Here is a 22,519-nt window from a genome sequence, read left to right on the forward strand (position 1 = left end):
GGCGGCACCTTTGGTGCCGCCGAAACGTTATTTATTAGAGCATATCCAAAATTAAATTCCCAAACTTTCTCTCACTCTCTTAATGGTTTGTGTAGCAATTGCTCTTGTTTTTGCAGCTCCTTCCTGAAGTTTTGCTTCTAATTCATCAAGATTATTCATGTAGTAAGAAAATAATTCTCTTTCTTTTTCAAATCTTGTTAAAATTAAATCTAAAAGTTCTTTTTTAGCATGACCGTAACCGAAATTTCCGGCTACATATTTTGCTCTTAATTCTTCGGTTTGTTCGGGAGTTGCAATTAATTCGTAAATCGCAAACGTCTTATCTGTAGACGGATCTTTTGGCTCTTCTAAAGATTTAGAATCACTTTCGATGCTCATTACCTGTTTTTTCAATTCCTTTTCAGGTAAGAAAATATTGATGATATTTCCTCTGGATTTAGACATTTTGTGTCCATCAACTCCGGGAACATATTTTGTGTCTTCCTGCAATTCAGCTTGAGGTAAAACTAAAACTTCACCCATCTGATTATTGAATCTTGAGGCAACGTCACGGGCAATTTCCAAATGCTGAAGCTGATCTTTTCCTACAGGAACGATTTCAGCATCATACAATAAAATATCTGCAGCCATCAAAATTGGATAGGTAAACAAACCGGCATTCACATCCTGCAAACGGTCTGCTTTATCTTTAAATGAATGCGCTAAAGTCAATCTCTGATAAGGAAAAAAACATGATAAATGCCAAGAAAGTTCACAGGTTTCAGGGATGTCGCTCTGTCTGTAAAAAAAAGTTTTTTCGGTATCTAGTCCACAAGCAAGCCAAGCCGCAGCAATTTCGTAGGTGTTATTTTTAAGTTCTTTTGCGTCTTTAATCTGTGTAAGAGAATGAAGATTCGCAATGAATAAAAATGATTCATTTCCTGACTGCTTAGAAAGCTCTACTGCAGGAATAATTGCACCCAATAAGTTTCCAAGGTGCGGAGTTCCGGTGGCTTGAATGCCGGTAAGAATTCTTGACATTTGTTTAAGATTATTTTAAAAATTAATGAATTGCAAATTTACTGAAACTATTTAAGTTTGTTTATACAGAAAGTATATTTACTCTGTTTGTCATCCTGAAAGGATCTCAGCATTCTTTTAAACTTAAACTGTCTAGATTCTTTCAGAATGACAAAAGAGAGTTTAAAATTTTTAAGGAATCAAAATTTTCTCCCCACCAAACTTCGGTTCAACTCCAAAAATAAAATCCCAGAAAACCTTCGCTCTTGCTAGTTTCTCTCTTGCATTGGTTTTTATTCCGGCATATTTGTTTACATCTGCAGCATTGTAACCCCAAGCTTCAATTCCGTTTTTTCTTGCAAGGTAAACTGCTCTTTCATTATGAAATCTTTGAGAAATAATGATGTATGAATTTTGCCCAAATATTTCTTTGGCTCTTAAAACAGAATCCAAAGTTCTGAAACCTGCAAAATCTTCAAAAATTTTATCGGTAGGAACTCCGGCTTTGATGAGCTCGTTTTTCATTTCTTCAGGTTCATTGTAATCTTTGTTGGAATTATCTCCACTTACAATAATATTCTGAATTTTTCCTGATCTGAATAATTCTGCAGCTGCTTCAATTCTGTTAAAAAAATAAACATTTGGTGCTCCGTTTGATAGAGTTTTGCTTGTTCCTAAAAGAAGTCCGGTTTTTTGGATCGGTAAAGTTGAAATATTAGAAGTTATGTAATCTTCCGATTGATCTTTAATGGTAAAGTTTGACCAAACGATAAAAATAATTCCTGCCACTAAAAGTAACAGGAAAATTTTGATTGTATTTTTTATAAATTTTCTCATACATTTAAAACCCTGAAGGTTTCATAAAAGTATGAAATATTTTAAAATTCAAGTCCGTTCGGGAAAGCTTTTTTTCTGAAAATTAATAACAAAGCTGCTCCAACTGTAATAGCAGAATCTGCTACATTAAAAATGTATTTAAAAAATTCAATATGTTTTCCACCAATCAAAGGCCAACTTTCAGGAACATACCAATCTACTAAAGGAAAATGAAGCATATCAACAACGCAGCCTTTCATAAAAGTAGAATAACCTTCACCGAAAGAAACAAGTTTAGAAACTCCGCCATAACCAATCCATTGGTTTACGCTTTCGTCATAGACCATTCCGCTGTCGAAAATTAATCCGTAAAACATTCCGTCAATTAAATTTCCAATCGCACCCGCAAAAATAATAGACATAGGGATAATCAGATAATTAGATTCGCCTCTTTTAAGCCATTTATTAAACAGGTAAATCATTCCTCCAATCAGGAAAATGCGAACGATAACCAAAAAATATTTACCAAGCATTCCGCCGAAATGAAAACCGTAAGCCATTCCAGGATTTTCAACAAATGTTAATTTAAATCCCGGAAAAACAGAAATACTGTCATTAAGATTGAAATTCGTTTTAATATAAATTTTTGATGCCTGATCAATCAATAAGATAAGAAAAGTGATAAGTACAATCTTCTTCATTACAAATTCGGCTTTGGTTTGTCTTTGAAATTTCTTGCAGGTTTTTCCTTATTTGCAGGAGTTCTAGGCTCGAAGGTTTGAGTTTTTGCGCCTCTAGTGTGAAATTTTTCGTAACGAATTCCCATGTCTTTCATTACACTTTTCAGTGCATTCAGCTCCATTTGATTTTTTGGGTGTACAATTAATGCTTCCATTATAGTTGGTTTGTAATCGAAGTTTTAACTTAATAAAGCTTTAACAACGATTTTATTTAAATTAATGTTTAGAAAGTTCGTCGAGTCTTTTTCTGTCTTTTGCAGACAAATCGTTGATTCCGTTTTTGCCCATTTTACTCAGGAGGTGATCGATTTCCTTTTCTCTTTCTCTCTTTTCTGAATTAAATTTATCGTCAATTGTATAGTTTTTTTCCTTTTCAGGAAAGAACTTCTGCTTTATTTTTTCTCTGTTGAAAAACCATAAAACAGCAAGTACAGTCACCGCTAAAATTAAAAATTCGGTCATAGATATAATTAAAAATTAGGTTTATAAAATGTCGTAAAACAAATTATAAACCCAATTAATTATTTACAAAAATAAGATAAAAATAATTATCTCTGCATATTTTTAGCTTCAATGCTCAAAGTAGCGTGCGGAACTGCCAAAAGTCTTTCTTTCGGGATCAGTTTTCCGGTTACTCTGCAAACACCGTAAGTTTTGTTTTCGATTCTGATTAAAGCATTTTTCAGATCTCTTACAAATTTCTCCTGTCTTCCTGCCAAAATAGAGTTTTGCTCTTTGCTCAGCGTTTCAGCACCTTCTTCAAAAGCTTTGAAAGTTGGTGATGTGTCGTCAGTTCCATTGTTTTGATCGTTGATGAAACTTTCTCTAATCAACTGCAGATCTTTCTCTGCTTTTTCTATTTTATCTTTGATTAACTTTTTAAATTCCTGTAAATCAGAGTCGTTATATCTTACCCTTTCGTCTTGCATTGTCTTTTTCTTTTTTAATAAATTTATGAAATGGAATTTGAAAAAACAACAACTATATGTTAATTTTTTTCAACATTTACTTTAAAATTAAGGTCATCGATGTCGATTTCATTAAAATTTGAAAGTGAAGATACAATTTCTATTTTATTTGACAAGACCTCAGATGAAATATATTCTTCATTTTGTTTGATTTGCTCCAAAAACGGGGAGTTTTCTTCCAAAATAATGCTTATTCTATCTGTTAATTCAAAATCTTTCTCTTTTCTAAGATTCTGGATCCTGTTAATAAACTCTCTTGCGATACCTTCAGATTTTAATTCTTCTGTTAGCGTCAAATCTAATGCCACAGTTGTTTTACCATCAGAAGTTACAGTCCATCCCGGAATATCTTTTGTAGAAATTTCTACATCGTTCATAGTAATTTCATATCCTTGAATTTCAATGCTTCCATTTTTCTCTAAAGAAGAAATCTGCTCTGTTGAAAAATTAGTAATTTCATTACCAACAACTTTCATGTCTTTTCCAAGTCTTGAACCTAAAGTTTTGAAGTTTGGCTTAATCTGTTTTACAATTAAATGAGAAGCTTCTTCAGCATTAATCAATTGTAATTCTTTAACATTAACTTCTTGTTTAATTAATTCTGCAACTGCTAAAATCTGCTCTTCAGTTTTAGAATCCAACACAGGGATTAAGACTTTTTGTAAAGGTTGACGCACTTTTATATTTTCTTTCTTTCTTAGAGAGAAAACCATACTTGTAATGTTTTGCGCTAAATGCGTTTTTTCAACCAAATCCTGATCGATCAAACTTTCGTCAGCAACCGGAAAGTCTGTTAAATGCACAGATTCTGCGCTGTCATTTCCTGTAACTTTGTTTAAATCCTGATATAATTGATCCATAAAGAACGGAGCAATTGGTGCAGATAATTTGGCAACAGTTTCAAGACAAGTATATAAAGTTTGGTAAGCAGAGATTTTGTCATCAGAATAATCTCCTTTCCAGAAACGTCTTCTGCATAATCTCACGTACCAGTTACTCAAATTGTCGTTCACAAAGGTGCTGATTGCTCTTGCAACTCTTGTTGGCTCGTAATCTTCGTAGAATGCTTTTACTTCTTTAATTAAAAGGTTTAATTCAGATAAAATCCATCGGTCGATTTCCGGTCTGTTTTCAACGTCTTTTTCAGAATAATTAAATCCGTCAACATTCGCATATAAAGTGAAGAAAGAATAGGTATTGTAAAGCGTTCCGAAGAATTTTCTTCTCACTTCGTCAATTCCATCTTTGTCGAATTTTAAATTTTCCCAAGGATTAGCATTTGAAATCATGTACCAACGCGTCGCATCCGGGCCGTAATCTGAAAGCGTTTCAAACGGATCAACCGCATTACCTTTGGATTTTGACATTTTTACCCCGTTTTTATCCAAAACAAGTCCGTTACTCATTACATTTTTATAAGCGACTGAATCAAAAACTGCTGTTCCAATTGCATGAAGTGTATAGAACCACCCACGAGTTTGGTCAACTCCTTCAGCAATGAAATCTGCCGGGAAAGCTTTATGATTATCTATTAATTCTTTATTTTCAAAAGGATAGTGCAACTGTGCATAAGGCATTGAACCTGAATCAAACCAAACATCAATCAAGTCACTTTCGCGGTTCATTGCCTGTCCTGAATCTGAAACTAAAACGATTTTGTCTACAATGTTTTTATGTAAATCAACCAAAGAATAGTTTTCTTCAGACATATTTCCGATTTCAAAACCTTTGAACGGATTTTCTTTCATCAATCCTGCTGCGATAGATTTCTCAATCTCATTGTATAATTCTTCTACAGAACCAATGATGATTTCTTCTTTTAAATCTTCTGTTCTCCAGATTGGCAACGGGATTCCCCAATATCTTGAACGGGAAAGATTCCAGTCGTTTACATTTTCAATCCAGTTGGCAAAGCGACCTTCACCTGTAGATTTTGGTTTCCAGTTAATTTCTTTATTTAATTGTACCAACCTGTCTTTTACAGCGGTCATTTTCACAAACCAAGAATCCAATGGATAGTATAAAACCGGCTTATCAGTTCTCCAACAATGAGGATAACTGTGAACATATTTCTCTACTTTGAAGGCTTTGTTTTCTGTTTTCAACAAAATTGCCAATTCTACATCCCAAGATTTTTCAGGTGCAGTTCCTTCGTCGTAATATTCGTTTTTAATATATTTTCCAGAGAATAATTCAGGAACATTATTTCCTTTGATAAATCTTCCTTGAAGATCAACAAGCGGAACTAAATTATCGTTCTCGTCTTTGATCAACATTGGTGGAATTTCATTTTCCTTCGCAACTCTCGCATCATCGGCACCAAAAGTTGGAGCAATATGAACGATACCTGTACCGTCTTCCGTAGTTACGAAATCTCCGATGATAACTCTGAATGCTTTCTCGGCATTTTCATTAGGAGTAAACCAAGGAATTAATTGTTCATATTGAGTTCCTGCTAATTTATCTCCAGTAAATTCTTTTACAATTTTAAAAGGGATCGTTTTACTGTCTGAAGTGTAGTTTGCTAAATCTTCATCAGTTCCTTCCACATATTTTTTACCGAAATTTTTCTCCAATAAAACTCTTGCCAAAACTACAGTTACAGGCTCAAAAGTATACTGGTTGAAAGTTTTTACTACATAATATTCAATATCTCTTCCAACCGCCAAAGCTGTATTTGAAGGCAAAGTCCAAGGAGTTGTCGTCCAGGCTAAAATGCTTACATCACCGTCAACATCGTTAAATAATTCTGAAGAATCTTTTTTAACTTTAAATTGAGCAACAATCGTTGTGTCGGTAACATCATGATAAGTTCCGGGCATGTTTAATTCCGCAGAAGAAAGTCCGGTTCCTGCTTTCGGAGAGTAAGGCTGGATTGTATAACCTTTATACAACAAATCTTTGCTGTACAATTGTTTCAACAACCACCAAACCGTTTCCATGTATTTTGATTTGTATGTGATATATGGATCTTCCAAATCTACCCAATATCCGATTTTTTCGGTAAGGTGATTCCAAACATCAGTATAACGCATTACCGCTTCACGGCAAGCTTTGTTGTAATCTTCAATCGAAATTTTTTTGCCAATATCTTCTTTAGTAATTCCGAGTTCTTTTTCTACACCCAGTTCTACAGGAAGACCATGTGTATCCCATCCTGCTTTACGAAAAACCTGCTTTCCATTCTGCGTCTGGTAACGACAGAAAATATCTTTCAACGCTCTCGCCATAACGTGATGAATTCCGGGCATTCCGTTTGCTGAAGGTGGTCCTTCGTAAAAAACAAACTCAGGTTTTCCCTGACGTGTTTCCACGCTTTTTGCGAAGGTGTTGTTAACTTTCCAGAATTCCGAAACTTGTCCGGCGATGTCGATAAGATTAAGGTTTTTATATTCTTTAAATTGGCTCATTGTAATTTCTCAATTTCGTTGATTAATCAAGTTGGCAAATTTAGTGATTTTTGTCGGTTTATAATATATGTTTTATTTCGATAACGTCTATGAAAAAGTTGTTTAAAACTTTAAGGCGGAAAATTGTGAATGGTCAATTGTGAAATGTGAATTTTACGATACATTTACGAAACAAAAACTGACTTGTTATTCAATAGAGATGAGCTTTAGCCCGGCTTCAATATGGTCTGTCTGAATTGGCTTTAGCTAAAACTTATTTTCCTCTCGCAGATCAGAATGACAAAATGAACTTTTGATAAAACTTAAACAGGCTCTTAATTTTAAATTAAATAAATTTGTCTTTTAAAAATAAACCTTTGGAACTTTATCCTTCAATCGAAAAATCTAGCATTCAGGAAATAAAAACTTTTCAGGAAGAAAAACTGAAAGAACTTTTGAAATACCTAGAAAATCATTCACCTTTCTATCAGAAATTATTTAAAGAAAATAATATTGATATTTCTGAGATTCAGACTCTGGAAGATTTGCAGAAAATTCCAACTACTGCAAAGAACGATATCCAACAGAATAATGATAGTTTCTTTTGTGTTCCAATGACCGAAATTGTTGATTTTAGCACAACTTCCGGAACTTTGGGTGATCCTGTAACTTTCGGACTTTCAGAAAAGGATATGGAAAGAATTGCGTACAATGAAGCAATTTCTCTTGCGTGTGCCGGAATTTCTAAAGGCGATGTTGTTCAAATGATTACAACGATTGATAAGCGCTTTATCGCTGGTTTGGCGTATTTGCTTGGATTAAGAAAAATTGGAGCCGGAGTCGTTAGAATGGGGCCCGGAATTCCGGAATTGCAATGGGATTCTATTTTTAGATATCAACCAAAATTTTTAATAACCGTTCCGTCGTTTTTGTTGAAAATGATTGATTACGCTGAGAAAAATAATTTAGATTATAAGAATTCGAGCGTAATTGGTGCGGTTTGCATCGGTGAAAGCATCAAAAATCAGGATTTTACGGATAATATCCTTTCACAGAAAATAAAAGAAAAGTGGAATATTGAATTATATTCTACTTACGCTTCCACCGAAATGAGCACAGCATTTACAGAATGTGAATTTCAAATTGGCGGACATCAACATCCAGAATTAATTATTACAGAAATTCTTGATGACGAAGGAAATCCAGTGAAAAGGGGTGAAAGTGGTGAATTAGCAATTACAACTTTAGGCGTTGAAGCAATTCCTTTGCTGAGATTTAAAACCGGTGACATTGTAAAAGCACATACCGAACCTTGCCAATGCGGGAGAAATACAATGAGATTAGGTCCGGTTATTGGCAGAAAACAGCAGATGATAAAATATAAAGGAACGACCTTGTATCCACCTGCAATGAACGATATTCTCAATGATTTTAATGGAATTTCATGTTATCAAATCGTTATTCAATCCAACGAAATTGGTTTGGACGAAATTATTATCAAGTTGAGCACAGAAAACAACGAAGAGAATTTTGTGAATGAAGTTCGAGATCATTTCCGCGCAAAATTGAGAGTCAGTCCGAAAATTGAGATTATAGATTTTGATGTCTTATCTAAAACAGTTTTTCATCCGAACAGCAGAAAACCGATTACTTTTATAGATTTAAGGTGAGTTTTATTCTATAAAGATGGAAATATTGTTATTTAATTATGCTGAATTTTCTTTTCTAATATTATCTTTGCGGAATTATAATTAAACTATGAAAAAAATATTTTTGCTTTTGTTCGTGGCAATTGCAACAGCAACTTTTGCTCAGAACCTTACGGTAACTTCTGGAAATCTTAGCTTTTTAAAAGGTCAATCGGAAGTTAATGTAGAGCGTAATTACGGAAGTCCGCTTTTTCAGGCTGAAAATTTTTCGGAAACCGAATATCTTGAAAGAAGACAGAAAGAAACAGTCGCTAAAAAAGGAGAAGCCTCTTGGAAAACCTGGATTGATACTTGGGAACAACATGTAGAAACAATTTGGACAGAAAAATTTATTGAAGGTTTAAATAAATCAAAGAAAATTAAATTTGCCCAAAATATTGAAGCTAAATATACTTTAATCATTCATCCAACATGGATGTATGCTGGCTGGAGCGGTTTTGTAACGCAACCTGGAAAATTGTCTGCAGAAATTACAATCGTGGAAACTGCAAATCCTTCAAATGTTTTAGCAACAATAAAAGGCGATAAAATTGAAGGAATAGGTAGTAAAGTTGATTACGGAATGGAATATGGCAGAATTGCTGCAGCTTATGAAAAAACAGGTAAAGAAGTAGGAAAGGAAATCAAAAAAGCTTTAAAATAAAACAAAAACGGTCTGAGAATTTTTCAGACCGTTTTTTTATGCTTGTTGTTTTTCTGTTTTGATGAAATTTGCCAGATTGACAATTGCCGTGTCGTGTATTCTTACAAATGTATTCTTTTTGTCCCAAACGTAACCTGCTAAAACTGCGCAGATTTTTCTTTTTACGTCAGGATTTTCGGGTTGATGGAAAAACAATTCCTGAAGATTTCCGGTGTACCATTCTTTTACATAAGTTGTGAAAACATTGACGCCGTATAGAATGTAATCTGCAAATTCTGTCTGCCAATCGACTTTTTCGCCATTTAATTGTCTTATTGCAAGCTTTGCGGCAGTCATTCCACCTTCGGTGGCAAACGCCATTCCGGAAGAAAAAACAGGGTCAAGAAATTCTGAAGCATTACCGGTCAAAGCAAATCCGTCTCCGTATAATTTTTTTACTGAACAGGAATAATCTTTCAGATGTTTTGGTTCAAATAAAAATTCAACATCTCCGAAACGTTTTACATAATAATCAGAAAGAGAAATTGCTTTTCTAAGAGCTTCTGTAGTGTCTCCATTTTCAGATAATTTGTCGATATATTCAGTCGGGCCAACAATTCCCACACTCGTATTTCCATTCGAAAAAGGGATTACCCAAAGCCAGACTTCTGTTTCAATAATATCAAAAGAAATTAAAGTTCCTTCTTCGCCTTCTTCTCTGTTAATGTCCTCAACATGAGCAAAAATCGCAGAATGCGGAGACAGTTTCGAAGGTTTTTCTAAATCTAAAAGTCTAGGCAAAACTCTTCCGTAGCCGCTAGAGTCGATTACAAATTTTGCATGGATTTCCTTTGTTTTTCCGTCTTTGTTTTTTACGGTTGTGACAGAATCTGTTCCGTTAAATTCAATGCCGATAACTTCGGTTTCAAATTCAAGGTCAATTCCTTTATTAATAACTTCCTGAGCCAAAGTATTGTCGAAATCAGCTCTCGGAACCTGCCACGTCCAGTCCCATCCTTCGCCAAATTTATTGCTGAAATCAAAAATACAAACTTCATTTCCTCGCATAAAACGAGCTCCCAATTTCTTTTCAAAGCCCATTTTATCTAAAGCAGGAAACAGTCCGGCTTCATTAAAATGATCCATCACTCTCGGAATCAAGCTTTCTCCGACGACAAGTCTAGGGAATTTTGTTTTTTCAACCACTTTCACATTGATGTTATTCTTCTTCAGATAAGCAGAAGATACGCATCCGGAAGGTCCAGCTCCAATTACTAAAACATCAACAATTTCTTTGTCCATTTGTTTAATAAAACTTTTTATCTTTGCGCAAAATTAGTGACAATTAATTATATCTTACAAAATTATATACTATTACTTTTAATTGATGAAAATAAATAACTTTTTAGAACTGAGAGATTTTCAGAGAATTATTATCGAAAATGAAAGCATAGAATTAGATCAATCACTTCTCCAGAGAGTGAATGAGAGTTTTTCTTTTCTGAAAGAATTTTCAAAAAATAAAGTAATTTATGGAGTAAATACGGGTTTCGGACCGATGGCTCAGTTTAAAATCAGTGATGAAGATACGCATCAACTTCAATATAATTTAATCAGAAGTCATTCTTCTGGGATTGGAAATCCGCTTCCTGAAGATGAAGTGAAAGCTTGTATGTTGGCAAGATTGAACACTTTGTCATTAGGAAATTCAGGAGTTCATGAATCTGTCGTGAATTTACTTAAAGAATTAATAAACAGAGATATTACGCCGTTGATTTTCGAACACGGAGGAGTAGGAGCAAGTGGCGATTTAGTTCAATTGGCACATTTAGCTTTGGTTTTAATCGGTGAAGGCGAAGTTTTCTATAAAGGAGACAGAAAATCTACGAAAGAAGTTTTCGAAACTGAAGGTTTAGAACCAATTCAGGTTGAAATTCGTGAAGGTTTAGCTTTAATGAACGGAACTTCTGTGATGTCAGGAATTGGAATTGTAAACGCATATAAAGCCAATCAGTTAACTGAAATTTCAATTAAATTATCGTGTGCAATTAACGAAATTGTTCAGGCTTACGATGATCATTTATCTGAAGCTTTAAATGGAACAAAACTTCACATTGGTCAGCAAAAAATTGCCGAGAAAATGCGTAATCATTTAGCCGACAGTAAATTAATCAGAAAAAGAGCCGACCATTTATATACTCATTTCGAAGAACAGGAAAAAGTTTTCAAGGAAAAAGTACAGGAATATTATTCTTTAAGATGTGTTCCTCAGATTTTAGGTCCGGTTTTAGATACTTTAGAATACACTGAGAAGGTTTTGGAAAACGAAATTAATTCAGCAAACGATAATCCGATTATCAACGTTGCAGATAAACACGTTTACCATGGCGGAAACTTCCACGGAGATTATATTTCTTTGGAAATGGATAAGCTTAAAATCGTTGTAACAAAGTTGACTATGTTGGCGGAGAGACAATTGAATTATCTTTTAAATTCGAAAATCAACGAAATTTTACCTCCTTTTGTCAATTTGGGTAAATTAGGATTTAATTTTGGGATGCAGGGTGTTCAGTTTACAGCGACTTCTACAACTGCGGAAAGCCAGATGTTGTCGAATCCAATGTATGTTCACAGTATACCTAATAATAATGATAATCAGGATATTGTAAGTATGGGAACAAATGCTGCTGTAATTTGCAGAAAAGTAATTGAAAATGCTTTCGAGGTTCTTTCGATTGAAGCGATTACGATTGTTCAGGCGATTGAATATCTTAGTTTTCAGGATAAAATTTCATCAAAAACAAAAGAATTGTATGATGAAATAAGAATGATTATTCCTACGTTTTCAAATGATATGGTGATGTATCCTTATTTGGAACAAGTGAAAAAATATTTAAAGACAACGTAATTATTGACTGCTTTGACTTGTCAATATATAAATAAACAAAACACATGAAATGTGCAATCATAACAGGTGGTTCAAGAGGAATCGGAAGAGCAATCTGTATAAAACTGGCTGAAGAAAAAAATTATCATATTTTAATTAATTATACTTCAAATGAAACTGCAGCAAAGGAAACTTTGGCTAAAGTTGAAGAGCTAGGCTCTACAGGAGAAATTTTGAAATTCGATGTAGGAAATGCTGAAGAAACTCAAAAAGTTTTAAGCGAATGGCAGGATAACAATCCAAAGGCTATCGTTGAGGTTATCGTCAACAATGCTGGAATTACAAGAGACGGATTATTCATGTGGATGCCAAGTGAAGACTGGAACTCTGTGATTAACACGAGTTTAAATGGTTTTTATAACGTGACCAATTTCTTCATTCAGAAATTGTTGAGAAACAAATACGGCAGAATCATCAATATGGTTTCAGTTTCTGGGGTGAAAGGAACAGCCGGACAAACCAATTATTCAGCTGCGAAAGGAGCTTTGGTCGGAGTTACAAAAGCTCTCGCTCAGGAAGTTGCCAAGAGAAATATCACAGTGAATGCAGTTGCACCAGGTTTCATTAAAACAGATATGACGCAGGATTTCAACGAAGATGAATTGAAAGCCATGATTCCGGCAAATAGATTTGGCGAAGCGGAAGAAGTGGCAGACTTGGTCGCATTTTTAGCATCAAAAAAATCTTCGTACATCACGGGAGAAATTATTAATATTAACGGAGGAATTTATTCATAAATCAGGTGGCAGGTAAAAGATAGCAGTTGTTAGCTGTAACCTAAAAATCTGCAACCTACAACCTAGAATTTTAAATGGAAAATAGGGTAGTCATTACCGGAATGGGAATTTATTCTTGCATCGGCACTTCTTTAGAAGAAGTGAAAGAATCCCTGTATCAAGGTAAATCTGGAATTGTTTTAGTCGATGAGAGAAAAGAATTTGGTTTCAGGTCTGGTCTTACAGGTGTAGTTCCGAAGCCCGATTTGAAAAATCTTTTGAATCGCAGGCAACGAGTAAGCATGGGCGAGGAGAGTGAATATGCTTACATCGCAACTTTGGATGCTTTAAAGCAGGCAAATATAGATCAGGATTTCTTAGATAATAACGAAGTTGGAATTTTATACGGAAACGACAGCGTGTCCAAAGCGGTAGTAGAATCTATTGACATCGCAAGAGAAAAGAAAGATACAACATTGATGGGTTCAGGAGCGATTTTTAAATCGATGAATTCTACCGTTACGATGAATCTTTCCACCATTTTTAAATTAAGAGGAATTAATTTAACCATCAGTGCAGCTTGTGCAAGCGGTTCTCATTCTTTGGGATTGGCTTATATGATGATAAAAAACGGTTTTCAAGACATCATCGTCTGCGGTGGCGCTCAGGAAACCAATAAATATTCAATGGCAAGTTTTGATGGATTAGGTGTTTTTTCCACAAGAGAAGACGAACCTCAGAAAGCTTCCAGACCATTTGATTCTGAAAGAGATGGCTTAATTCCAAGCGGTGGAGCAGCTTCTTTGATTGTTGAAAGTTTAGAATCTGCCCAAAAAAGAGGGGCGAATATTATTGCAGAAATCGTCGGTTACGGATTTTCTTCCAACGGAGGGCATATTTCAACCCCAAATGTTGACGGTCCGGCTTTGGCTATGAATCGAGCTTTGAAACAATCTGGTTTTGATGCAAAAGATATCGATTATATTAATGCTCATGCAACTTCTACTCCAATTGGTGATGCGAATGAAGCAAAAGCCATTCACGAGATTTTCGGAAGTGAAGTTCCTGTGAGTTCTACAAAATCGATGACGGGCCACGAATGTTGGATGGCAGGTGCGAGTGAAATTATTTACTCAATCTTGATGATGCAGAACGATTTTGTAGCTCCAAATATCAATTTAGAAAATCCTGATGAAGACGCAAAAAAGATAAATCTTATCGCTGAGACAAAAAATCAAAAAATTGACGTATTTTTGTCAAATTCTTTTGGATTTGGCGGAACCAATTCAGCATTAATAGTTAAAAAATTTGATTAAAAACATGGAAAGAGAGAAAATTATTACTATTGTTAATGATTTTTTGGTAAACGAATTTGAAGTTGATGGTGACGAAATCAGCAATGAAGCAAATTTTAAAACAACTCTGGGCTTAGACAGCTTAGACTATATTGATATGGTGGTTGTAATCGAATCTAATTTCGGAGTAAAATTAGGCGAAGCAGACTTCAAAAATATTATCACTTTCAATGACTTCTACTCAACCATCGAGAACAAAATCGCAGAAAAAATCGCATAATTATCGACTAAACTTTACTAATGTAACAATTTATCAATCTAGCAATGTATCAATATCTTTAAAATTGTTGCATTGCTAGATTGGCAAATTGGTAAATTGAATTTTATGAACAAATGGAAAGGTAAATCCAAAGGCACGATTCTGGGATACCAAATTTTCGTCTGGTGCATTAGAAATATCGGAATCCGAAGTTCTTATTTTGTCCTTTATTTTGTGGCTTTCTACTATTTTTTATTCGAAAAAAACAGCAATAAATATTACCGATATTACTTTCAAAAAAGACTCAATTATGGATTTTGGAAGACAAAACTTTCTCTATTTAAAAGTTACTTTACCTTTGGAACAATTCTGATTGATAAAACTGCCATTTCTGCAGGATTACGAAAAAAATACACCTACGAATTTGACGGAATCAAAAATCTCAGAAACCTTTTAGCTGAAAAAAAAGGAGGTGTTCTCATCAGTGCGCACATTGGAAATTTCGAAATTGCAGAACATTTTTTTGCTGACATCGATTTCGATTGTCAAATTAATTTAGTCACTACAGACCAGGAAGTTACCGTCATCAAAGAGTATCTGGAAAGTGTCTCTGTGAAAGCGACAAATATGAAATTCATTTATGTGAAAGACGATATGTCGCATATTTTCGAGATTAATGAAGCCTTGTCGAAGAACGAACTTATCTGTTTTACAGGCGACCGTTACTTCGAAGGTTCTAAATTCTTAGAAGGAGATTTGCTTGGGAAATCAGCGAAATTTCCGGCTGGACCATTTATGATTGCCTCAAGACTGGGCGTTCCAGTGGTGTATGTCTATGTGATGAAAGAAAAAAATCTTCATTATCATCTCTATGCAAGAGTTGCACAGCAAATCAAAAAACGAGATGCACAAGGGCTTTTGAATTCGTACACCCAAAATCTTGAATCGATGATTAAAAAATATCCGCTTCAGTGGTTCAATTATTTCGATTTTTGGGATGATGTAGACTGATTTTTCTTGGGCAGCTAAGAACTTCGTTCGTAAACTTCGACAAAGCTATGCTTTTTCTCATTTATGCCTTCCACTCCCGCTTTTTTGTTCCGCTTCGCTACACAAAAAGAGCTCCGTTCAAGTCGGGCTGCGTTTAAATGCTTGTCAGGTTTCAAGCCTTAACAAGGATAGGCAAGCTCATCTTTAAAAAGAAGTCTTTGCTGAGTGAAACGCTTTTGCGAACGAAAAATATTTTCACCCATTTTAAAGAAAAAACTTTGCGCCCTTTGCGTTTAAATTATGTAGTTTTTAATAGACATTTTTAGACGCATTTTTCTCAAACAATTTAATAAACTTTTGTACCTTTTGCCGTTGAAAACTGTAATCATAATTTGAAAAAACACTACGACATATTGGTTATCGGAAGCGGTCTTGGTGGTCTTGTTTCTGCACTTATTCTGGCAAAAGAAGGCTTAAAAGTCTGTGTGCTGGAAAAAAATAACCAATATGGAGGGAATCTTCAAACCTTTTCAAGAGATAAACTTATCTTCGATACCGGAGTTCACTACATTGGCGGACTTTCAGAGGGGCAAAATTTACATCATTTTTTCTCTTATTTAGAAATTATGAATGACCTCGAACTTCAGAAAATGGATGTCGATGGATATGATAAAATCACATTCGGTGAAGACTCTACAGAATATCCTCATGCTCAAGGTTACAAAAATTTTGTTGAACAATTGGTGCAGTTTTTCCCTGATGAAAGACAGAATTTAGAAATATATTGTCAGGAAATTCAGGAAATATGCAATCATTTTCCTAGATATAATGTTGTTGGAAAAGAAAATTACAACGAAGAAATTTTGCATTTAAATACCAAGCGATTTATAGAATCCATTACTTCAAACGAAAAACTTCAGGCAGTTTTATTGGGTTCAAATTTCTTGTATGCGGGAGATTCTGAAAATATTCCGTTCTACGTTCATGCTTTGACGGTGAATTCTTATATTCAAAGTGCTTACAAATGTTCAAAAGGCGGAAGTCAGATTTCAAAATTGTTGATTAGAAAACTGAGAGAATATGGAGCTGAGATTTTTAAGCATTCTGAAGTTTCTGAAATGATTTTTGATGAAAAAGATATTTTAAGAGGTGCGAAAATAACTTCTGGAAAAGAATTTCATGCAAATCTTTTTATTTCAAATATTGAAATCCGTTCAATGATTGAATTAATCGGAGAAAAGAGACTGAAAAAATCGTTTTTAAATAGAGTTTTAAGCTGGGAGCCGATTTCGTCATGTTTCAGTGTTTATTTGGTGTTAAAACCTAATGAAATTCTCAATCTTAATTATAATATTTACCATTATTCCTCAACAGATTTAGTTTGGAAAGCTTTTAAATACAAAAAAGAAAACTGGCCAGAAACGTATATGCTTTCGTCAACGCCATCAAAGAAAAATGCTGAATTTGCAGAAAGCTTAACGGCTATTTCCTACATGAGTTTTGAAGAAGTAAAAGAATGGGAAAAGACCTTCAATACGATTGCAGACGAACACGAAAGAGGAAAATTATACGAGAAATTTAAGCTTGAAAAAGCTGAAAAAATGATTGATGCTTTAGAAAAGAAATTTCCTGATTTAAGAACGTCAATTAAAAATATTTATACATCGTCTCCACTTTCATATCGTGATTATATTGGAAGTTTTGAAGGAAATATGTACGGCTATTCTAAAGTTTCTGAAAATCCTTTAAAAACGATGGTTTCTCCACGAACGAAGATTAATAACCTTTTTCTTACTGGACAATCCGTGAATATACATGGGATTTTGGGTTGCACAATTGGTGCTTTCAATACCTGTGCAGAAATTTTAGGAAAAGAACTTATTGATGAAAGATTAACACAATTGATTAATAAAAATAAAGGTGAAGAAGGGAAATAATATGCAGTTTTTTGTCATTTTGAATGAAACGAAGCATAATAAAGAATCTAAATTTTTGAGAATAAATTTCTCCTTCCGGCGAAATGACAGAGTTTTAATCTTAATCTTTCTTTGCTTTATCATCACATCTTGCGGAATTAGAAAATCCATCAAACATATTCCTGAGGTACAAAAATATTCGCTTGAAATACCAAAAGTTGACAAAATAAACGATTCTACTTTTAGTTTTAATCAAAATTATTTAACGAAAAATAAGCAGCAGCTTTGGGAATTGTATATCAAAGGAAATCCTTTACAATTAGGTTATAATAACGGAGCTTTGACGCAAAATTTAATGCAGAAACAGGAAGAGATTTTCTTTTCAAAAGTAGAAGGTTTTGTTCCGTCTAAGTTTAAGCAAAATCTGTTGAGAGGCTTCTTGAAGTGGTATAACCGAAAAATGTATCTGAATGTACGAGATGATTTTCAAGCCGAATTGTATGGATTGTCTCAATATTCTTCGGATAAATATAATTTTATAGCTCCAAAATTTCAAAGAGCTCTATACTTGCACGGCGCTCATGATATTGGTCATGCGATGCAGGATTTGATGATGGTAGGCTGCACGTCTTTGGCTGTGTGGAATGAAAATTCTGAAGACGGTGATTTGTTGATTGGTCGAAATTTCGATTTTTATGTCGGTGATGATTTTGCCAAAAACAAACTCATAGAATTTGTCGAACCTGAACAAGGAATTCCTTATTTATCTGTAAGTTGGCCCGGAATGATTGGGGTTGTTTCCGGGATGAATAAAGAAGGAATTACGGTAACAATTAATGCCGGAAAATCTAAAATCCCCTTGACCGCAAAAACACCAATTTCGCTTGTTACAAGAGAGATTTTGCAATACGCTAAAAATATTGATGAAGCGATTGATATTGCCAGAAAACGAAAGGTTTTTGTTTCAGAATCTATTTTGGTTGGGAGTGCAAATGATAAAAAAGCTGTGATTGTTGAAGTTTCACCTAAAAACCTCGGTGTTTATGATGTTGCTAATTCAAGCAGGGTTTTTTGTACGAATCATTTTCAGTCAGATGCTTATAAAAATGATAAAAAAAATCAGAAACATATTGTAGAAAGTCATTCTGAATACCGTTATGAAAAACTTCAAGAGCTTTTGCAGCAAAATAAAAAATTGAATCCTGAAAAAATGGCTTCAATTTTACGCGATAAATCAGGACTGAAAGGTGAAAAGATCGGTTACGGAAATGAGAAAGCAATCAATCAGCTTTTGGCACATCATGCTGTGATCTTTTCGCCTCAGAAAAGGTTGGTTTGGGTTTCTTCGAACCCTTATCAATTGGGAGAGTTTGTCTGTTATGATCTGAACGAAATTTTTTCTGATAAAAAATTAAAAGATGGTGACTTTGCAAAAACGGAATTCAATATTGCTAAAGATCCTTTTATTAAATCTAAAGAATTTGAGGATTATGAAGAATTTAAGTTTGCGAATGGAGAAGTTCAAAGTGCAATTGATGGCAATGATGTTCTTTTAACTGATGATTTTATTCCTCATTATCAATCGTTAAATCCTGATTTTTGGTTGGTGTATTATCAAGCAGGAAAATATTATTTTAAACAAAAAGAATATTCTAAAGCTAAAATTGAATTTGAAAAAGCGTTGAAGAAAGAAATTACAACAATTCCGGATAAAGAAAATGTTGAAAAATATTTGAAGAAAGTAAATAAATACTTGAAATAAACTTCCTCACAAACAAAATGAAAAACGGCTGTAAGATTTGATTTTTACAGCTATTTTTTTGTAAATCCTCTATTGTGTTTATTGAGTCATTGTATTTGTTTTATTAAATAATATTTTATAATCTGTATGTTTGGTTAAATTATTTTAGTTAAAATTATTTAATTGATATGAAATTGTTTGGGAGTGAATGATTTAAATATTTATATTCGTTTTTCCTAAACTAATGAATTAATGAAGAAAATATATTTTTTAATTTTATCTTCTTTTTTACTATTTACTTCCTGTAAAACCGATGAAAAAATTGAGGCTGTAGAAGCAGAAAGTCCGTTTGTGAACTTTAATATTGATGCAGTTCCTTATGCTAAACTTTCAACGTATTCTTTTTTTACGGGAGATCTAAAAAATCTTAATCCTTCCAAAAAGGTGATTCCTTACGAACCTGCAAGTTCACTTTTTACAGATTATGCTCTAAAAAAGAGATTTATTTGGATGCCAGAAGGTACAAAATCTGTCTATGACGGAGATGCCAAAACCCTGAATTTCCCTGTAGGAACTGTGCTGATAAAGAACTTTTATTACAATACGGTACAACCAAACAATACGACAAGAATTATTGAAACCCGCTTAATGATCAAAAAATCCAGCGGTTGGATTTTTGCTGAATATTTATGGAATGATGAGCAGACTGAAGCAAATTTGGTAACTGGGACAGATTTTACAAGTGGAAGCTCAAAAAGTATCACATTTAAGAAAAGTAACAATGATGTGATTACCACTGATTACAGAATTCCATCAGAATCCGAATGTTATGCGTGTCATAAACTGGATAATCAGCCAATTCCGATCGGCGTAAAACCGCAAAACCTTAATGTTTCTTATAATTATCCCAATGGCATGAAAAATCAGCTACAAAAACTTGTAGATGAAGGTTATTTACAGGGTTATCCTGCGAATATTGTTTCTACTGTTGATTATAGAGATACAAGTAAGCCTTTAGATTTACGATTTCGTTCTTATTTAGATGCTAATTGTGCGCATTGCCATCAAGATAATGCGCGTTGTGATTACCGTGCTATTCGATTAAATTTTAATCAAACCACCAATCTTGCAAATCTTGGAGTCTGCGTTACAGCAGATGAACCTGTAGATGCTTCTCTTCAGAAAATTATCAGTCCGGGAAATCACAATAAATCTGTAATGAATTATAGGCTGACTTCTGTAGACGAAAGTAACAGAATGCCTCTTTTGGGAAGAACGGTTGTACATGATGAGGGTGTTCAGCTTGTGCAGCAGTGGATCAATTCACTTACCCAACCATGTAACTAAACTAAACTAAAATCATGAATAAAAAAATTTCTTTTCTTATAATGCTGTTGAGTGCAACCTGGGCAATGGCTCAGTTAGCTTGCAGTACGGCAATTAATCTTTCGCTCGGAAGCCACAGTGCACCTGCAGTTACCGGAACGCCTCCAACCGCAGTTTGTGGATTGACGAGTGCAGCCGGAACAGCAGGATTATGGTATAAATATACTGCTGCTACAAATGGTAATATTACAGTTTCTACAGTAATTTCTGGGCAAAATGTTGATACAAGATTAATCGTTTATAAAGGAGTTTGTGGCGCACTTACTTGTGTAACATCTAATGATGATTTTTCAGGATATTCTTCTGAGGCTACCTTTGCTGTAACTGCAGGATCAACTTATTATATAGTTTTTGATAATAAATGGTCGAGTTCGGCTTTTAATTTTACAATAAATCAAGCAGTTGTATTGCCAAGCAGACTTTCGTTTACTAGTACACCGGTAAGTGTTGCAGGTAGTTTTAATCACTGTATTGTTGATATGAATGGTGATTATCGTGACGACATCGTATCTGTAGTAAGCGCAACACAAATCGTTATATCGTATCAACAACCGGGAGGAGGATTTACTAATGTAACATATACCATTCCTTCTACAACCATTACACCAAGTTGGAGTATCGCGGCTGGAGATTATGACAACAATGGTTTTAATGATTTAATTTACGGTTCAGGAAGCGGAATTGCCTTTGTAAAAGCTAATTCCACAGGAACGGGATACACTTCAGATAGAAAGACTCAGTCATTTTTAGTACAGCGAACCAATTTTATTGATATTAATAATGATGGAAAATTAGATGCTTTTGTATGTGATGACAATTCGCCTAATAGATTTTATTTGAATGACGGAACAAATATGAATCATAATCAGGGTGGATTGGGAGATTTCCCTTCTGGTGGAAATTACGGTTCTATCTGGATCGATTATGATAACGATGGTGATTTAGATTTATTTATTGCTAAATGTAGTGGCGGCGGTTCTGGTCCTGGCGGAAATATTGATGAACTTCATAGAAACAATGGAAACGGAACCTTTACCAATGTTGCAGCAACAGCAAATATGGCAAATCCGGTTCAGACATGGTCTTCTGCATGGGGAGATTTTAATAATGACGGATGGATGGATGCTGTTGTGGGAATCAATTCTACATCAAACGGATTAAGTAAAGTAATGAAAAATAACGGAAATGGAACGTTTACTGACGTTTCAGCAGGTTCTGGATACGATCTAACTTCGGCTTCGAGCAGAGAATATGTTGCTTATGATTTTGATAATGACGGATTTTTAGATGTTTTAGGCGCCGAGAACAATATTATGTTCGGTGACGGTACATTTAAATTTGTAAAAAACGCAAACAGTTACAATCTTTCGATATACGACAGACCAATTGGTGATTTAAATAATGATGGGTTTTTAGATATTCAGAACGGAAGCAATATCCTTATGAATAATGGAAATACAAACAAATGGTTAAAAGTTACTTTGCAGGGAACTTTGAGCAACAGAAATGGAATTGGGGCAAGAGTAGAAATCTACGGAAGTTGGGGAAAACAGATTCGTGATGTACAAAGTGGAGTAGGTTTTCAAAATATGAACACATTAAATACGCATTTCGGGATTGGTCAGGCAACAGCAATTACAAAAGTAGTGATAAAATGGCCTTCCGGATTGGTAGATACCATTAATAACGTGACACCAAATACAACTCTTCACGTTGTAGAAGGAACTTTTTTAGGAACCAAAGATGCAGAGAATGCTCAAGATTTATTTACAGTTTATCCAAACCCTGTTCTTGATGTTATTAATTTTAAATCTAATAAAAACTTTATTCCGGTTGACGCAAAAGTTTATGAACTTAGTGGAAGAATGGTTTTACAAACAAAAGTTGATAAAGAATCAGTTTCTGTTAAGCAATTAAATTCAGGCAATTATTTATTGATTTTAACCGATAAAAATGGGAAAATACATTCTCAAAAAATAATTAAAAAATAAGATTTCAATCGTATACCTAAATTAATCATGCAAAG

The 22,519-nt window shown here is 34.2% G+C and carries 19 protein-coding genes; 11 read left to right on the forward strand and 8 right to left on the reverse strand.

Annotated features, from left to right (window positions below; translation table 11 throughout):
• Positions 1-51: 51 nt before the first annotated feature.
• From trpS to ileS, 7 genes are all read right to left on the reverse strand, one after another.
• On the reverse strand, positions 52-1,020 hold the full coding sequence (trpS, locus tag OF897_RS03045; RefSeq protein ID WP_267264221.1) for a tryptophan--tRNA ligase: 969 nt from the start codon (positions 1,018-1,020) through the stop codon (positions 52-54).
• Positions 1,021-1,191: 171 nt separating this feature from the next.
• Positions 1,192-1,836 (reverse strand): SanA/YdcF family protein, encoded by a 645-nt coding sequence (locus OF897_RS03050; RefSeq protein ID WP_267264222.1) that lies wholly within the window; start codon positions 1,834-1,836, stop codon positions 1,192-1,194.
• A 41-nt stretch (positions 1,837-1,877) separates the two neighbouring features.
• Positions 1,878-2,516 carry a lipoprotein signal peptidase gene (locus tag OF897_RS03055; protein WP_267264223.1) on the reverse strand — a complete coding sequence of 213 codons (639 nt, stop codon included), beginning with the start codon at positions 2,514-2,516 and terminating at the stop codon, positions 1,878-1,880.
• On the reverse strand, positions 2,516-2,710 hold the full coding sequence (locus OF897_RS03060; protein ID WP_267264224.1) for a DUF2683 family protein: 195 nt from the start codon (positions 2,708-2,710) through the stop codon (positions 2,516-2,518). The genes OF897_RS03055 and OF897_RS03060 overlap by 1 nt, the downstream gene beginning before the upstream one ends.
• A gap of 61 nt (positions 2,711-2,771) precedes the next feature.
• Positions 2,772-3,017, reverse strand: coding sequence for a DUF6576 domain-containing protein (locus OF897_RS03065; protein ID WP_267264225.1), 246 nt, complete (start codon positions 3,015-3,017; stop codon positions 2,772-2,774).
• A gap of 86 nt (positions 3,018-3,103) precedes the next feature.
• On the reverse strand, positions 3,104-3,484 hold the full coding sequence (locus OF897_RS03070; protein WP_129535779.1) for a TraR/DksA family transcriptional regulator: 381 nt from the start codon (positions 3,482-3,484) through the stop codon (positions 3,104-3,106).
• Between the two features lie 59 nt (positions 3,485-3,543).
• Complete coding sequence (gene ileS, locus OF897_RS03075) at positions 3,544-6,933, reverse strand: isoleucine--tRNA ligase (protein ID WP_267264226.1); 3,390 nt, start codon at positions 6,931-6,933, stop codon at positions 3,544-3,546.
• 356 nt (positions 6,934-7,289) lie between these two features.
• Here ileS and OF897_RS03080 point away from each other — a divergent pair, with 356 nt between their 5' ends.
• Together OF897_RS03080 and OF897_RS03085 are read left to right on the forward strand one after the other, a co-directional pair.
• Positions 7,290-8,582: a phenylacetate--CoA ligase family protein gene (locus OF897_RS03080; RefSeq protein ID WP_267264287.1), complete on the forward strand. Its 1,293-nt coding sequence runs from the start codon at positions 7,290-7,292 to the stop codon at positions 8,580-8,582.
• An 88-nt stretch (positions 8,583-8,670) separates the two neighbouring features.
• On the forward strand, positions 8,671-9,264 hold the full coding sequence (locus OF897_RS03085) for a hypothetical protein (protein ID WP_267264227.1): 594 nt from the start codon (positions 8,671-8,673) through the stop codon (positions 9,262-9,264).
• A 36-nt stretch (positions 9,265-9,300) separates the two neighbouring features.
• On the opposite strand, the gene OF897_RS03090 is transcribed toward OF897_RS03085, so the two are convergent.
• Positions 9,301-10,545 (reverse strand): NAD(P)/FAD-dependent oxidoreductase, encoded by a 1,245-nt coding sequence (locus OF897_RS03090; RefSeq protein ID WP_267264228.1) that lies wholly within the window; start codon positions 10,543-10,545, stop codon positions 9,301-9,303.
• Positions 10,546-10,630: 85 nt separating this feature from the next.
• Between OF897_RS03090 and OF897_RS03095 the strand changes: the two genes are divergently transcribed.
• From OF897_RS03095 to OF897_RS03135, 9 genes are all read left to right on the forward strand, one after another.
• Positions 10,631-12,151 carry an HAL/PAL/TAL family ammonia-lyase gene (locus OF897_RS03095; RefSeq protein ID WP_267264229.1) on the forward strand — a complete coding sequence of 507 codons (1,521 nt, stop codon included), beginning with the start codon at positions 10,631-10,633 and terminating at the stop codon, positions 12,149-12,151.
• A gap of 44 nt (positions 12,152-12,195) precedes the next feature.
• A complete protein-coding gene (gene fabG / locus OF897_RS03100) occupies positions 12,196-12,927 on the forward strand; it encodes a 3-oxoacyl-ACP reductase FabG (protein WP_267264230.1) in 732 nt (243 codons plus the stop codon).
• A gap of 74 nt (positions 12,928-13,001) precedes the next feature.
• Positions 13,002-14,222, forward strand: coding sequence for a beta-ketoacyl-[acyl-carrier-protein] synthase family protein (locus OF897_RS03105; protein WP_267264231.1), 1,221 nt, complete (start codon positions 13,002-13,004; stop codon positions 14,220-14,222).
• Positions 14,223-14,226: 4 nt separating this feature from the next.
• Positions 14,227-14,481, forward strand: coding sequence for an acyl carrier protein (locus tag OF897_RS03110; protein ID WP_267264232.1), 255 nt, complete (start codon positions 14,227-14,229; stop codon positions 14,479-14,481).
• Positions 14,482-14,586: 105 nt separating this feature from the next.
• Positions 14,587-15,471 (forward strand): LpxL/LpxP family acyltransferase, encoded by an 885-nt coding sequence (locus OF897_RS03115; protein ID WP_267264233.1) that lies wholly within the window; start codon positions 14,587-14,589, stop codon positions 15,469-15,471.
• Between the two features lie 371 nt (positions 15,472-15,842).
• On the forward strand, positions 15,843-17,387 hold the full coding sequence (locus OF897_RS03120) for a phytoene desaturase family protein (protein WP_267264234.1): 1,545 nt from the start codon (positions 15,843-15,845) through the stop codon (positions 17,385-17,387).
• Complete coding sequence (locus tag OF897_RS03125) at positions 17,371-19,128, forward strand: C45 family autoproteolytic acyltransferase/hydolase (RefSeq protein WP_267264235.1); 1,758 nt, start codon at positions 17,371-17,373, stop codon at positions 19,126-19,128. The genes OF897_RS03120 and OF897_RS03125 overlap by 17 nt, the downstream gene beginning before the upstream one ends.
• A 231-nt stretch (positions 19,129-19,359) precedes the next feature.
• Complete coding sequence (locus tag OF897_RS03130; protein ID WP_267264236.1) at positions 19,360-20,454, forward strand: hypothetical protein; 1,095 nt, start codon at positions 19,360-19,362, stop codon at positions 20,452-20,454.
• 14 nt (positions 20,455-20,468) lie between these two features.
• Positions 20,469-22,484, forward strand: a complete 2,016-nt coding sequence (locus tag OF897_RS03135) for an FG-GAP-like repeat-containing protein (RefSeq protein ID WP_267264237.1) — start codon at positions 20,469-20,471, stop codon at positions 22,482-22,484.
• The last annotated feature ends 35 nt before the right edge of the window (positions 22,485-22,519 follow it).

This window comes from Chryseobacterium formosum (genome assembly GCF_026460885.1).
GTDB classification, from domain to species: domain Bacteria; phylum Bacteroidota; class Bacteroidia; order Flavobacteriales; family Weeksellaceae; genus Chryseobacterium; species Chryseobacterium formosus.

Bases quoted from the DNA above. Each gene is read 5' to 3' on its own strand.
- OF897_RS03105 (WP_267264231.1), top strand. From the start codon at position 13,002: ATGGAAAATAGGGTAGTCATTACCGGAATGGGAATTTATTCTTGCATC.
- OF897_RS03065 (WP_267264225.1), bottom strand. From the start codon at position 3,017: ATGACCGAATTTTTAATTTTAGCGGTGACTGTACTTGCTGTTTTATGG.
- trpS (WP_267264221.1), bottom strand. From the start codon at position 1,020: ATGTCAAGAATTCTTACCGGCATTCAAGCCACCGGAACTCCGCACCTT.
- OF897_RS03090 (WP_267264228.1), bottom strand. From the start codon at position 10,545: ATGGACAAAGAAATTGTTGATGTTTTAGTAATTGGAGCTGGACCTTCC.
- OF897_RS03070 (WP_129535779.1), bottom strand. From the start codon at position 3,484: ATGCAAGACGAAAGGGTAAGATATAACGACTCTGATTTACAGGAATTT.
- OF897_RS03110 (WP_267264232.1), top strand. From the start codon at position 14,227: ATGGAAAGAGAGAAAATTATTACTATTGTTAATGATTTTTTGGTAAAC.
- OF897_RS03050 (WP_267264222.1), bottom strand. From the start codon at position 1,836: ATGAGAAAATTTATAAAAAATACAATCAAAATTTTCCTGTTACTTTTA.
- OF897_RS03130 (WP_267264236.1), top strand. From the start codon at position 19,360: ATGAAGAAAATATATTTTTTAATTTTATCTTCTTTTTTACTATTTACT.
- OF897_RS03095 (WP_267264229.1), top strand. From the start codon at position 10,631: ATGAAAATAAATAACTTTTTAGAACTGAGAGATTTTCAGAGAATTATT.
- OF897_RS03060 (WP_267264224.1), bottom strand. From the start codon at position 2,710: ATGGAAGCATTAATTGTACACCCAAAAAATCAAATGGAGCTGAATGCA.
- OF897_RS03115 (WP_267264233.1), top strand. From the start codon at position 14,587: ATGAACAAATGGAAAGGTAAATCCAAAGGCACGATTCTGGGATACCAA.
- OF897_RS03085 (WP_267264227.1), top strand. From the start codon at position 8,671: ATGAAAAAAATATTTTTGCTTTTGTTCGTGGCAATTGCAACAGCAACT.
- fabG (WP_267264230.1), top strand. From the start codon at position 12,196: ATGAAATGTGCAATCATAACAGGTGGTTCAAGAGGAATCGGAAGAGCA.
- OF897_RS03055 (WP_267264223.1), bottom strand. From the start codon at position 2,516: ATGAAGAAGATTGTACTTATCACTTTTCTTATCTTATTGATTGATCAG.
- ileS (WP_267264226.1), bottom strand. From the start codon at position 6,933: ATGAGCCAATTTAAAGAATATAAAAACCTTAATCTTATCGACATCGCC.
- OF897_RS03135 (WP_267264237.1), top strand. From the start codon at position 20,469: ATGAATAAAAAAATTTCTTTTCTTATAATGCTGTTGAGTGCAACCTGG.